Genomic DNA, 12,558 nt, shown 5'->3' with positions numbered 1-12,558 from the left:
ACCGTACGACCGCCCACTGACAACGCGGGTCCGTCAGTCCTCGCGCAGCGCCTTGCGCACGACGTCAGGCGTGTTCGTGATGATCCCGTTCACGCCGAAGCCCGCCGCCCGCTTGGCGCTCGGGGCGTCGTTGACGGTCCACGTGAAGATCTCCAGCGGCTTGCCGTGCGGGCCCTTCAGGGCGTGGATCGCGGAGACGTAGGCGGCCGAGATGGACGTGTGCGTCGAGTTGATCTGGTCGGCGAACCGCGCGTACTCGGGCAGGTCGGCGACCGAGGGGGTGCCGAGGAAGCCGGTCTTCACGTCGGGGCGCAGCTTGTGCACCGTCTTCACACTGTCCGCACTGAAGCTCTGGATGACCAGCTTGCTCTTCACGTGGTGCTTGTCGAGCCAGCCCTCGTTGCGCAGGATCCGCAGGCCCTGCTTCTCGATGCCCGGGTACAGCTCGGGCTTCTTGAACTCGAAGACCAGCTTCTGGTGGTTGTGCGACACCCTGCGCATGTACTGCTTCAGGGTCGGTACGCGCTGACCTGCGTACTTCGGGCTGAACCAGCTGCCCGCGTCGAGCTTCGCTATCTCCGCCGCCGTGAAGTCCGCGACCTTCCACGGGGCACGGTCGGGGTAGACCTCCTCGACGTTCGTCGTGCGCTTCAGGGTGTCGTCGTGCACGATCACCAGCTCGCCGTCCTTGGTGCGCTGGACGTCGTTCTCCACCCAGCGGAACCCGATGTCACGGGCCTTGTCGATGGCTGCGAACGTGTTCTCCGGAGCGTAGGCCGAGGCGCCGCGGTGGGCGACGACCAGCGGGCGGTCGTGCCGGGTGCTCGGCGCCGGGGTCTGCGCGGTGGCGGTGGCGGTGGGGAGGACGAGTGCACCGGCTCCCAGAAGGGCAGCGGTGGTGGCGGCAGCACGTGCGTACACGGGTACTCCTCGCGTCGTGTGATCGCGGACTGCTCCAAAGTGACAGTCCACAGCCAACGGGAGACAGGTGCAGGATGGCCACAGGTTGAACGGAGTCATCACCGACGAGGACCCCGCGCGTGGAGATGGCGATTCTTTGCCGGAAAATCGTTCGTAGGTTCCGGGGCGAGCTTTACTCTCTGCCTCAGCCGACGGCCTTTCAGATGGCCGTCAGCAGGGGGCGCATGGGACGTTTTCCGGGCATTCGGGCACAATGGGAGGAAGGGCTTCCGCGCATGCAGGGCACGGTCGACGGGTTCAGCTACGGAGTCGTCACACCGGTAGTGGCCTACCTCATGGCGTGTCTGGGGGGAGCGCTCGGACTGCGCTGCACCACCAGATCGCTCCTCCTCGCGCACTCCTGGCGGCCCGGCTGGCTCGCACTCGGCTCGGCCGCGATCGGCTCCGGCATCTGGACCATGCACTTCGTGGCGATGATGGGCTTCACCGTCGAGGAAGCCCCCATCCACTACGACAAGCCGCTCACCTTCGCGAGCCTCGCCGTCGCCATCGTCATGGTCGGCATCGGCATCTTCATCGTCGGCTACCGCGGCGCGACGGGCACCGCCCTCTTCACCGGCGGGACGGTCACCGGGCTCGGGGTCGCCACGATGCACTACCTGGGAATGGCCGGTATGCGTCTTCGCGGGACGCTGGAGTACAACACGCTGACCGTCGCCGCGTCCGTGGTGATCGCCATGGTCGCCGCGACCGCCGCGCTCTGGGCGGCCGGGCAGGTCAGAGGAATCCTGTGGAGCCTCGGTGCGAGCCTCGTCATGGGCCTGGCCGTGAGCGGCATGCACTACATGGGGATGGCGGGGCTCAGCGTCCATCTGCACGGCTCGGGCGCCGCGCCGCCCGGCGACTCGCCCGCCGAGATCCTCGCGCCCATGATGATCGGGCCGCTCGCCTTCCTGCTCCTCGCGGGCGTCATCGTGATGTTCGACCCGCTCATGGTGATGGGCGGCCAGGCGGACGTCAGGAACCCCGCGAACGGCAACCGCGCCCGGCAGTCCTACCCCGTCCCGCGCTCCGGCGACCGCCACGTGCCCGTCGCCCGCCGCAGGACCCGGCCCCGCTCCCGCACCCGCCCCGGCTCCCGCACCCCGCAGAACTGGTGAGCGGGCGCCCGGCGCCGGTGAGCCGCTGAACGGCCGGTCCGGCCCGGTTGTCAGTGCGGGGTCGTACGGTGGATTCCATGCGGCCCGTATCCAAGATCGAACGCACGGTGGCACCTTTCGAGGTCGTCAGTCCGTACCAGCCCAGCGGCGACCAGCCGGCAGCCATCGCCGACCTTGAGCGGCGCATCCGTGCAGGTGAGAAGGATGTCGTCCTGCTCGGCGCGACCGGCACCGGCAAGTCGGCCACCACCGCGTGGATGATCGAGAAGCTCCAGCGCCCCACCCTCGTGATGGCGCCGAACAAGACACTGGCCGCCCAGCTGGCGAACGAGTTCCGCGAACTCCTGCCGAACAACGCCGTCGAGTACTTCGTCTCGTACTACGACTACTACCAGCCGGAGGCGTACGTTCCGCAGTCGGACACCTACATCGAGAAGGACTCCTCGATCAACGAGGAGGTGGAGCGCCTGCGTCACTCCGCCACGAACTCGCTGCTGACCCGCCGCGACGTGATCGTGGTCGCCTCCGTCTCCTGCATCTACGGCCTCGGCACCCCGCAGGAGTACGTGGACCGCATGGTGCCCCTGAAGGTCGGCGCGGAGATCGACCGCGACCAGCTCCTGCGCCGCTTCGTCGACATCCAGTACACGCGCAACGACCTGGCGTTCACCCGCGGCACCTTCCGCGTCCGCGGCGACACCATCGAGATCTTCCCGGTCTATGAGGAGCTGGCCGTCCGCATCGAGATGTTCGGTGACGAGATCGAGGCGCTCTCCACCCTGCACCCGCTCACCGGCGAGGTCATCAGCGACGACGACCACCTGTACGTCTTCCCGGCATCGCACTACGTAGCGGGTCCCGAGCGCCTGGAGAAGGCCGTCACCGGCATCGAGAAGGAGCTCACCGAGCGCCTCGCCGAACTGGAGAAGCAGGGCAAGATGCTGGAGGCCCAGCGCCTGCGCATGCGCACGACGTACGACTTGGAGATGCTCCGCCAGATCGGCTCCTGCTCCGGCGTCGAGAACTACTCGATGCACTTCGACGACCGCGAGCGCGGCACCGCCCCCAACACCCTCCTCGACTACTTCCCGGAGGACTTCCTCCTGGTCCTCGACGAGTCGCACGTCACGGTCCCCCAGATCGGCGCGATGTACGAGGGCGACGCCTCCCGCAAGCGCACCCTGGTCGACCACGGCTTCCGGTTGCCCTCCGCGCTGGACAACCGCCCCCTGAAGTGGGAGGAGTTCCTCGGCCGCATCGGTCAGACGGTCTACCTCTCGGCGACCCCGGGGAAGTACGAGCTCTCGCGCGGCGACGGTTTCGTCGAGCAGATCATCCGCCCCACCGGCCTCGTCGACCCCGAGGTCGTCGTCAAGCCCACCGAGGGCCAGATCGACGACCTCGTGCACGAGATCCGCACGCGCACCGAGAAGGACGAGCGCGTCCTGGTCACCACGCTCACCAAGAAGATGGCCGAGGACCTCACGGACTACTTCCTGGAGCTCGGCATCCAGGTCCGCTATCTGCACAGCGACGTCGACACCCTGCGCCGCGTGGAGCTCCTGCGCGAACTGCGGGCCGGTGAGTACGACGTCCTGGTCGGCATCAACCTCCTCCGCGAGGGGCTCGACCTGCCCGAGGTCTCCCTCGTGGCGATCCTCGACGCCGACAAGGAGGGCTTCCTGCGCTCCGGCACCTCCCTGATCCAGACCATCGGCCGCGCGGCGCGCAACGTGTCCGGTCAGGTCCACATGTACGCCGACAAGATCACCCCGGCGATGGAGAAGGCCATCGAGGAGACCAACCGCCGCCGCGAGAAGCAGATCGCGTACAACAAGGAGAGGGGCATCGACCCGCAGCCCCTCCGCAAGAAGATCAACGACATCGTGTCGCAGATCGCCCGCGAGGAGGTTGACACCGAGCAGCTCCTCGGTTCCGACTACCGCAAGTCGAAGGCCGCCAAGGCCCCGGTGCCCTCGCTCGGCGGCGAGGCGGCCAAGGCAGGCAAGGCGGGCAAGGCAGGCAAGGGAGCGGCGGCCGCCACGGGCAAGGCCAAGGGCAAGAAGGGCGCGGAGACCGTCCCGACCGACCGCCCCGCGGCCGAACTGGCCGAGCAGATCGACGAGATGACCGAGCGCATGCGCGCGGCCGCCGCCGACCTGCAGTTCGAGATCGCCGCCCGGCTGCGCGACGAGGTGTCGGAGATGAAGAAGGAACTGCGGCAGATGCGGGAGGCGGGCCAGGCCTGAGGCCGTGACGACGGGGCCGGGAAACACGCCCGGGGCCCGAGGAACGGCGTACTGGCCGGTCTGTTGCAAGACCGCCACAAAGTGCGGCCCGGAGTGCTGCTCCGCAGGTCGGAGTGCATAGGGTGCTGGGCAACCGCAAGAGGCGGTTGCCCAGGCAGTTCGAGAGGGGACAGCGCGTGACGGTCAACATGACCAAGGGTCAGGCCATCAGCCTGCAGAAGGACGACGGGGGCGCCCTGACCGCGGTGCGCATGGGACTCGGGTGGCAGGCGGCCCCGCGCCGTGGCCTGTTCGGCTCGCGGACCCGTGAGGTCGATCTGGACGCCTCGGCGGTGCTGTTCGCGGACAAGCAGCCGGTGGACGTCGTGTTCTTCCGCCACCTGGTCAGCGACGACGGCTCCGTGCGGCACACCGGCGACAACCTGGTGGGCGGCGTCGGCCAGGGCGGGGACGACGAGGCGATCCTCGTCGACCTCCAGCGGATCCCCGTCCACATCGACCAGATCGTCTTCACGGTGAACTCGTTCACCGGCCAGACCTTCCAGGAGGTGCAGAACGCGTTCTGCCGTCTGGTCGACGAGACCAACGGCCAGGAGCTCGCGCGCTACACCCTCGACGGCGGCGGTCAGTACACCGCGCAGATCATGGCGAAGGTCCACCGGGCGGGCGCGGGCTGGCAGATGACGGCCATCGGCAACCCGGCCAACGGCCGCACCTTCCAGGACCTGATGCCGTCGATCCTGCCGCACCTCTAAGCACCGCGAGTACCTAGCAGCACGAGCACTTCAAGCAGCACGAGCACGAAAAGCACCACAAGCACCATCCGTACGTACGAGGGGGAACGAACGCGATGACGGCCGAGCTGGTGCGGGGGCAGAACCACCCGCTGCCCGGGACCCGCCTGGAGATCCGCGTGTCGGCAGGCCGACCGGTCGTGGCGGGCGCCACGCTCGGCGACGACCAAGGCAGGGTCCCCGGTGTGGAGTGGGTGGCCCACCCCGGTTCGCCCACCCTCCCGGGCCTCGAGGTCTCCAAGCAGGCGGCCGCCGACCACCGCCTCGCCGTGGACCTCGGCGCCCTCCAGGACACCGTCCACCGGGTCAGCCTCCTGCTCGCGCTGCCCGTCGGCGTCGAGGGCCCGGCCACTTTCCGGTCCCTCGCCGCCCCCTTCGTCGCGGTCACCGGACTCGACGGCGCCGAGATCGCCAGCTACACCGTCACCGATCTGGACGCCGAGTCCGCCGTCGTCGCCCTGGAGCTCTACCGCCGCCAGGGCGCCTGGAAGGTCCGCGCGGTCGGCCAGGGGTACGCGGGCGGCCTCGCCGAGATGCTCACCGACCAGGGGCTGCCCCAGGCCCGCGAGCTCGCCGCCGCGATCAACGACGCGGTGGCCCAGGGCCTGGCCCGCTCCGTGGCGCCGCCGCCCCGCCCGGCCGACGGCAGCAGGGTGCGCACCGCCTCCCAGGGCCAGGACGCCCACCGGACCTCGACGCCCGAGGGCCACCCCGCGCCCGCGCAGGCCCGGCCCGCGCGACAGCCGGGCGACGACACCCCGGCCGCCCCCGCCGACCAGCCGAGCGGCGGCCCCGTCAACTACTCCCACCCGGGACGCCAGACGACCGCGCCCCCGCCGCCCCCGCCCACCGTGCCCGCCGCCCGGCCGGGAGAGCCCGCCCAGCCCGTCGCGGGCGACGCCACCGGCTGGTCCATGGAGGAGCGGCTCTACAACCAGGTGTGGGGCATGTTCGAGGACCTGGCCCGCACCACGGCGGCGTACCGCAGCGCCGTGGACTTCGCCGACTCCCGGATGGAGCAGGAGCTCGACAAGGTCCTCTCCGACCCGCGCAGCCGCATCGGCGGTGCGGGCGACGCCGCCCGCGAGACCGCCCGCGCCAAGCACGCCGACCTCATCGGCCAGGCCAGGGCCGCCCTCGACCGCGACCTGGCCCAGCTCGCCGCCGAGGCCGACGTCGTCGAGCCCGCCCTGCCCCCGTCGTACGCATCGTGGAGCAGCCCCGCCTGGCACGCCTACCGCGCGCCGATGGAGATCCCCATGGCCCTGCGCCTCGGCGACCTCCATCTGCCCGAGCGCGTCGACCTGCGGATCCCGATGCTCGTCAGGCTGCCCCTTGAGCGCGGCCTGTGGATCGACAGCGGCAAGGCGCTCACCAACTCCTTCACGGACTCCGCCGAGCTGCGCAGGCTGGCCATGGACACCGCGGTCGCGCACGCGGCCCGGCTGCTGGCGGCCTATCCGGCGGGCGAGTTCCAGGTGCACGTCATCGACGCGGCGGGCTCGGCCGCGCCCGCGCTGGCGCCGCTCGTGACGGCCGGTGTGCTCGCCGGGCCCCCGGCCACCGGGGCGGCAGGCGTCGAGGAGGTCCTCGGCAGGCTCACCCAGCGCGTGGACCTGGTCCAGATGGCCGTCCGCGGCGGCGCCGCCGACGCGCTGCCCCCGGACCTGGACATCGCCGAGCAGCTCCTGATCGTCAACGACTTCCCGCACGGCTTTGACGACCGCGCCGTGACCCGGCTGCGCTACCTCGCGGACGAGGGCCCGGCCGTCGGCGTCCACCTCATGATGGTCGCCGACCGCGAGGACGCCGCGGAGTACGGGCCGCTGCTCGACCCCCTGTGGCGCGCCCTCCTGCGGCTGACGCCGGTGCCCGACGACCACCTCGCCGACCCCTGGGTCGGGCACACGTGGACGTACGACCCGCCGGTGTTCCCGCCGGGCAGCCAGATCCTGCGGCAGGTCCTCGACCAGGTCGCCACGGCCCGGCGCAACGGCGGACGCTGACGTTAAAGCGACTTTCGCACCGCCCTGACCAGGGCTTTTGGCTCTTGTTTGCCGTCTCCTTTACCAATGCTTGGTATTTCGCGTACGCTTCTACCTGCGGAGGGGAGTACTCCCGGCTGCGACGTACCCGTCAATACGGACCGCCATCGGTCCCGGGGCGTCGGCCCGACTCATGGCGGCAACCGCCTCGGGTGGAAGAGACCTCCGGCAGCGACGACGCTGATCAGTAGCCGTACGACGCCGGAGGCGCAGTGGACGTTTCAATGACCCTGTGGGTGACGACCGTTCTCGGTCTGTGTGCCCTGATCGCGGTCGACTTCTTCATCGGGCGCAAGCCCCATGACGTGTCGATCAAGGAAGCCGGAATCTGGACGATCGTCTGGATCGTCCTCGCCGCACTCTTCGGCCTGGGCCTGCTGTTCGCGGGCGAGAGTCAGGCGTCCGGCGAGTTCTTCGCGGGCTTCATCACCGAGAAGTCCCTCTCCGTGGACAACCTCTTCGTCTTCATCCTGATCATGGCGAAGTTCTCGGTCCCGTCCCACCTGCAGCAGCGAGTGCTGCTCTTCGGCGTGCTGATCGCCCTGGTCCTGCGAGCGATCTTCATCGCCGCCGGTGCCGCGGTCATCGCCAACTTCTCGTGGGTCTTCTACATCTTCGGCGCGTTCCTGATCTACACCGCCTGGAAGCTCATCCAGGAGGCCCGTGCCGACGACGAGGAAGAGGACTGGGAGGAGAACCGCCTCCTGAAGTCCATCGAGAAGAAGTTCGGCGTCTCGGACCGGTACGAGGGCACGAAGCTGTTCATCAGGAAGAACGGCAAGAAGATCATGACGCCCCTCATGGTCGTCATGCTCGCCATCGGCACCACCGACGTGCTCTTCGCGATGGACTCCATCCCGGCGATCTTCGGCCTCACCCAGGACCCGTACATCGTCTTCACCGCCAACGCGTTCGCCCTGATGGGCCTGCGCCAGCTGTACTTCCTGATCGGCGGACTGCTCAGGAAGCTGGTCCACCTCAGCTACGGCCTGTCGGTGATCCTCGGCTTCATCGGTGTGAAGCTCGTGCTGCACGCCCTGCACGAGAACGGGGTGCACGTCCCCGAGATCTCCATCCCGGTCTCGCTCGGCGTCATCTGCGGCGTCCTGGTGATCACCACGATCACCAGCCTCATCGCCTCCAAGAAGCAGGAGCAGCAGGCGGCGGCCGAGACCGAGGGCGGCACCGACGACGCCCGCAAGGACAGCATCGAGGCCTGATCGAGGCCTGACGGCACCGCTCCCGCCCCCTCACGGGGGCGGGAGCCACCGAGTAGCGGCACCAGAGCGCCCGGGGCAGCATCGAGTCATGGTCACTCGGCTCCGGGCGCTCGGCATGCAGTGGACGGCCGTGGTGCCGGTTCTCGCGATCGTTCTCCTCGCCCTCACCTGGGGGCGGGACCTGCCCGGCGTGCTGGTCGCCGTGGTGACGCTGATCCTCGCGGGGGCGGTGCTCGCCGCCGTCCACCACGCCGAGGTGATCGCGCACCGCGTCGGCGAACCCTTCGGCTCACTCGTCCTCGCGGTCGCGGTGACGATCATCGAAGTGGCGCTGATCGTCACCCTCATGGCCGATGGCGGCGACAAGAGTTCCACCCTCGCGCGGGACACCGTCTTCGCCGCCGTGATGATCACCTGCAACGGCATCGTCGGGCTCTGCCTCCTGGTGGGCGCCCTCCGCCACCGCGTCGCCGTCTTCAACCCCGAGGGCACCGGCGCCGCCCTCGCCACCGTCGCGACACTGGCCACGCTCTGCCTGGTCCTGCCGACGTTCACCACCACCAAGCAGGGCCCCGAGTTCTCCACGGGCCAGCTGACCTTCGCCGCGGTCGCCTCGATCGTCCTCTACGGCATCTTCGTGACCACCCAGACCGTGCGGCACCGCGACTACTTCCTGCCCCTCACCGAACAGGGCGAGGTCATCGACACCGACAGCCACGCCGAGGGCCCCTCCGCCAAGGACGCGATGCTCAGCCTGGGGCTGCTCGGGCTCGCGCTGATCGGCGTGGTCGGCCTGGCCAAGGGCGTGTCCCCGACGATCGAGTCGGGTGTGGAGAGCGCGGGCATGCCGCACGCCGTCGTCGGTGTGATCATCGCGCTGCTCGTGCTGCTCCCTGAGACCATCGCGGCCATGCGCGCCGCCCGCCGCGACCGCGTGCAGACCAGCCTCAACCTCGCCCTCGGCTCGGCGATGGCCAGCATCGGGCTGACCATCCCGGCCGTCGCCATCGCCTCGGTGTGGCTGTCGGGACCGCTCGTACTGGGCCTGAGCTCCACCCACATGGTCCTGCTCGCGCTCACCGTGATCGTCGGCACGCTCACGGTCGTGCCGGGGCGCGCCACACCGCTGCAGGGCGGGGTCCATCTGGTGCTGTTCGCGGCGTTCCTGGAGCTCGCGGTCACCCCGTAGCGGCCGCCGGATCGGGGACCGCGACCGGCCGGGTCTCCGGCAGCAGCGCGAAGCACCCGAGGCTCAGCAGCGCGATGCCCGTGAGATACGCGGCCACGCCCCACGGCGTCCCGTCCCCCTGCGCCGCCGCCGTCGCCACGATCGGGGTGAGCGCGCCGCCGACCACCCCGCCGAGGTTGTAGCCGACCGCGGCGCCCGTGCAGCGCATCCGGGGCTCGTACAGCTCCGGCAGATACGCGCCGATCACCGCGAACATCGTGATGAACGCGAGCAGCGCCACCAGGAACCCGGTGAACATCAGCAGCGGCTCCCCGGTCGCGAGCAGGGCGATCATCGGGAACATCCACAGGGCCGTCGCGGCGCACCCGAGCAGGCACAACGGCCGCCGCCCGTAACGGTCGCCGAGCACCGCGACCACCGGCGTCAGGGCGCCCTTCACCACCACCGCCGCCATGATGCAGGCCAGCATGACCGTGCGGCTCACGCCGAGCCGCTCCACTCCGTACGAGAGCGACCAGGTCGTCACGGCGTAGAACACCGCGTACCCGACCGCGAGCGCGCCCGCCGTCAGGAGGACCAGCCGCCAGTGCCCGCGCACCACCTCGGCGAGCGGCACGCGCGCGTGCTCGCGCAGTTCCAGGAAGTCCGGGCTCTCGGCGAGCGAACTGCGCAGCGCGAGGCCCGCCGCCACGAGCAGCCCCGCGACCCAGAACGGCACCCGCCACCCCCAGGCCGCGAACTGCGCCTCGGTGAGCGTGGCGGACAGGGTCAGCATGATGCCGTTGGCCAGCAGGAACCCGACCGAGGGGCCGATCTGCGGGAAGCTCGCCCACAGCCCGCGCCGCTCGGCAGGTGCGTGCTCCGCGGTCAGCAGCACGGCACCGCCCCACTCGCCCCCGAGTCCGAGCCCCTGCAGGAAACGCAGCACGAGGAGGAGCACGGGAGCGGCGATCCCGATCGATCCGTACGTCGGTACGCAGCCGACGGCGACCGTGGCGACGCCGGTGAGCAGCAGCGACGCGATGAGCACGGGGCGCCGGCCGTGCCGGTCGCCGATGTGCCCGAAGAGCACGGACCCCAGTGGCCGCGCGACGAAGCCCACTCCGAAGGTCGCGAAGGCGGCGAGGGTCCCGGCGAGCGGGGAGAACGTGGGGAAGAACAGCGGCCCCAGGACCAGTGCCGCCGCCGTCCCGTAGATGAAGAAGTCGTAGAACTCGATGGCGGTCCCGGCGAGCGAGGCGGCCGCGAGCCGCGGCAGTGAGGGTGGCGCAGTTCGGTGCATGCCGCGTCAACTACCCACAGTGACTAGAGGTAACGCATGGCGACCGCTCTGGTCTCAGTAAGTCACTTCGATGCGCCGGGCCGGACCGTCGACCCGCACGGTTCCCCCGTAGGGGATGACGAGTTGCGGATCGGTGTGACCGAAGTCCACGCCGAAGACGGCCATGGTCTCCGGGGCGTACGTATCGAGCGCCTTCAGGACGGCTTCGCGCTGCTCGCGGACGTACGCCGCCTTCGCCTCGGCATCGGAGGGGCGCTGGAAGGACCATGCCTTGGGGCGGGCCATCAGGAGGGCGGGGAAGCGCCGCAGCAGCCCGCGCTCGCCCATGCCGCGCAGGATGCGGAACACGTCCTCGGCGCCGGGCAGTTCCTCCGAGGTCTCCAGGAACAGCACGCACCCGTCGTACGCGGACAGGTCCCGCTCGATCTCGCGGTCCGCCATCAGGAGCCAGGAGAGGATCTCCAGGTTGCCGCCCCAGGAGCGCCCCTCCACGACACGCTCGGGGCCGTGCCAGCGCCAGCCGTCGCAGGGCTCGGTGGGCGGCTCCTGCGCGAACGTCGTGGGGTCGTCCCAGGGCAGGTCGATGTCGCGGGAGCGCTCGGCGGGGCGGAGTTCGTAGGTTCCCGAGGTGAAGAGCGCGGCGCGCAGCGAGTCCGCGGTCGCGGGCGCCATGGCCCCGGGGCGGCCGAGCTCGCACATCACGGACGTGCCGTGGTAGCCGACGATGCCGGACCGCCACAGGTACGCGAGCAGGTTGGTGTTGTCGCTGAAGCCGAAGAACGGCTTCGGGTTCGCGCGGAGCAACTCCCGGTCCAGGTGGGGGAGGACGGTGATCTGGTCGTCGCCGCCGATGGTCGCGATGACGGCCTTGATCGTCGGGTCGGCGAACGCCGCGTGGATGTCGTCGGCCCGCTCCCGCGCGGTCGCGGCCATCGTGCGGGTCGTCGGGTACGAGGCCGAAGTCTTCGTGGAGCCGTGCCAGGCCCAGCTCATCCCGGGAGCGTAGGCGGGCCCTACGGAGGGCGCAGCCGGATTGAGGTGCACCCGCGCGCGGGAGGCGTGATAGACCTCCCCTATGACGCGCAGCCTCGCCACCGCCCCGATCATGATCCTGAACGGCCCGAACCTGAACCTCCTCGGCCGCCGCCAGCCCGAGATCTACGGCACGGACACCCTCGCCGACGTCGAGGCCCTGTGCGCCAAGGCGGCGGCCGCGCACGGCGGGACCGTGGACCTGCGACAGAGCAACCACGAGGGCGAGTTGGTCGACTGGATCCACGAGGCGCGCGAGCACCACGCGGGCATCGTCATCAACCCGGCGGCCTACTCCCACACGTCCGTCGCGATCCTGGACGCGCTCAACACCTGTGACGGGATGCCGGTGTTGGAGGTGCACATCTCCAACATCCACCAGCGCGAGGCGTTCAGGCACCACAGCTACGTCTCGCAGCGTGCCGACGGTGTCATCGCGGGATGCGGTGTGCAGGGGTACGCGTTCGCGGTGGAGCGGGTGGCGGCGCTGATCGCCGCCGGGGCGTAACGCGTACCCCTAGGGCCCTTCTGATGGATCTCCGTGGGGTCACGACGCCCGGCACGCACGCTCGCCGCACGGTGGAAAGGGACAGGTGGCTCCGCCACATGACCCTTTCCACCGCACGCCGATCGCACGCACCGGACGCCGCTCCTCCTCCCACGGAG

9 protein-coding genes and 1 pseudogene are annotated in these 12,558 nt (G+C 70.2%); 7 read left to right on the top strand and 3 right to left on the bottom strand.

What is annotated here, in order from left to right; translation table 11 throughout:
- Nucleotides 1–33: 33 nt before the first annotated feature.
- A complete protein-coding gene (locus AC068B_RS39390) occupies nucleotides 34–921 on the bottom strand; it encodes a glycerophosphodiester phosphodiesterase (protein ID WP_478676278.1) in 888 nt (295 codons plus the stop codon).
- 275 nt (nucleotides 922–1,196) lie between these two features.
- Here AC068B_RS39390 and AC068B_RS39385 point away from each other — a divergent pair, with 275 nt between their 5' ends.
- From AC068B_RS39385 to AC068B_RS39360, 6 genes are all read left to right on the top strand, one after another.
- Nucleotides 1,197–2,081 carry an MHYT domain-containing protein gene (locus AC068B_RS39385; RefSeq protein ID WP_478676277.1) on the top strand — a complete coding sequence of 295 codons (885 nt, stop codon included), beginning with the start codon at nucleotides 1,197–1,199 and terminating at the stop codon, nucleotides 2,079–2,081.
- 77 nt (nucleotides 2,082–2,158) lie between these two features.
- The gene (uvrB, locus tag AC068B_RS39380) at nucleotides 2,159–4,330 is read left to right on the top strand and encodes an excinuclease ABC subunit UvrB (RefSeq protein ID WP_478676276.1); all 2,172 of its coding nucleotides are present in this window, start codon (nucleotides 2,159–2,161) and stop codon (nucleotides 4,328–4,330) included.
- 176 nt (nucleotides 4,331–4,506) lie between these two features.
- Entirely contained in the window at nucleotides 4,507–5,085 is a 579-nt protein-coding gene (locus AC068B_RS39375; RefSeq protein ID WP_356264109.1) for a TerD family protein, read from the top strand.
- A 95-nt stretch (nucleotides 5,086–5,180) separates the two neighbouring features.
- Entirely contained in the window at nucleotides 5,181–7,130 is a 1,950-nt protein-coding gene (locus AC068B_RS39370) for a TerD family protein (RefSeq protein WP_478676275.1), read from the top strand.
- 251 nt (nucleotides 7,131–7,381) lie between these two features.
- The gene (locus tag AC068B_RS39365) at nucleotides 7,382–8,389 is read left to right on the top strand and encodes a TerC family protein (RefSeq protein ID WP_478676274.1); all 1,008 of its coding nucleotides are present in this window, start codon (nucleotides 7,382–7,384) and stop codon (nucleotides 8,387–8,389) included.
- Nucleotides 8,390–8,477: 88 nt separating this feature from the next.
- Nucleotides 8,478–9,578, top strand: coding sequence for a calcium:cation antiporter (locus tag AC068B_RS39360; RefSeq protein ID WP_478676273.1), 1,101 nt, complete (start codon nucleotides 8,478–8,480; stop codon nucleotides 9,576–9,578).
- Here the strand turns inward: AC068B_RS39360 and AC068B_RS39355 are convergent.
- Nucleotides 9,568–10,860 (bottom strand): MFS transporter, encoded by a 1,293-nt coding sequence (locus AC068B_RS39355; RefSeq protein WP_478676272.1) that lies wholly within the window; start codon nucleotides 10,858–10,860, stop codon nucleotides 9,568–9,570. The genes AC068B_RS39360 and AC068B_RS39355 overlap by 11 nt on opposite strands.
- 54 nt (nucleotides 10,861–10,914) lie before the next feature.
- Nucleotides 10,915–11,851, bottom strand: a pseudogene (locus AC068B_RS39350) (S66 family peptidase); the annotation flags it as partial.
- Between the two features lie 84 nt (nucleotides 11,852–11,935).
- Between AC068B_RS39350 and aroQ the strand changes: the two are divergent.
- On the top strand, nucleotides 11,936–12,400 hold the full coding sequence (gene aroQ / locus AC068B_RS39345) for a type II 3-dehydroquinate dehydratase (RefSeq protein ID WP_468560455.1): 465 nt from the start codon (nucleotides 11,936–11,938) through the stop codon (nucleotides 12,398–12,400).
- The last annotated feature ends 158 nt before the right edge of the window (nucleotides 12,401–12,558 follow it).

The sequence above is a fragment of the Streptomyces sp. NPDC042371 genome, assembly GCF_056437465.1.
The sequence above is the reverse complement of the archived record's forward strand: the minus strand, read 5'-3'. Positions and strand labels throughout refer to the sequence as shown.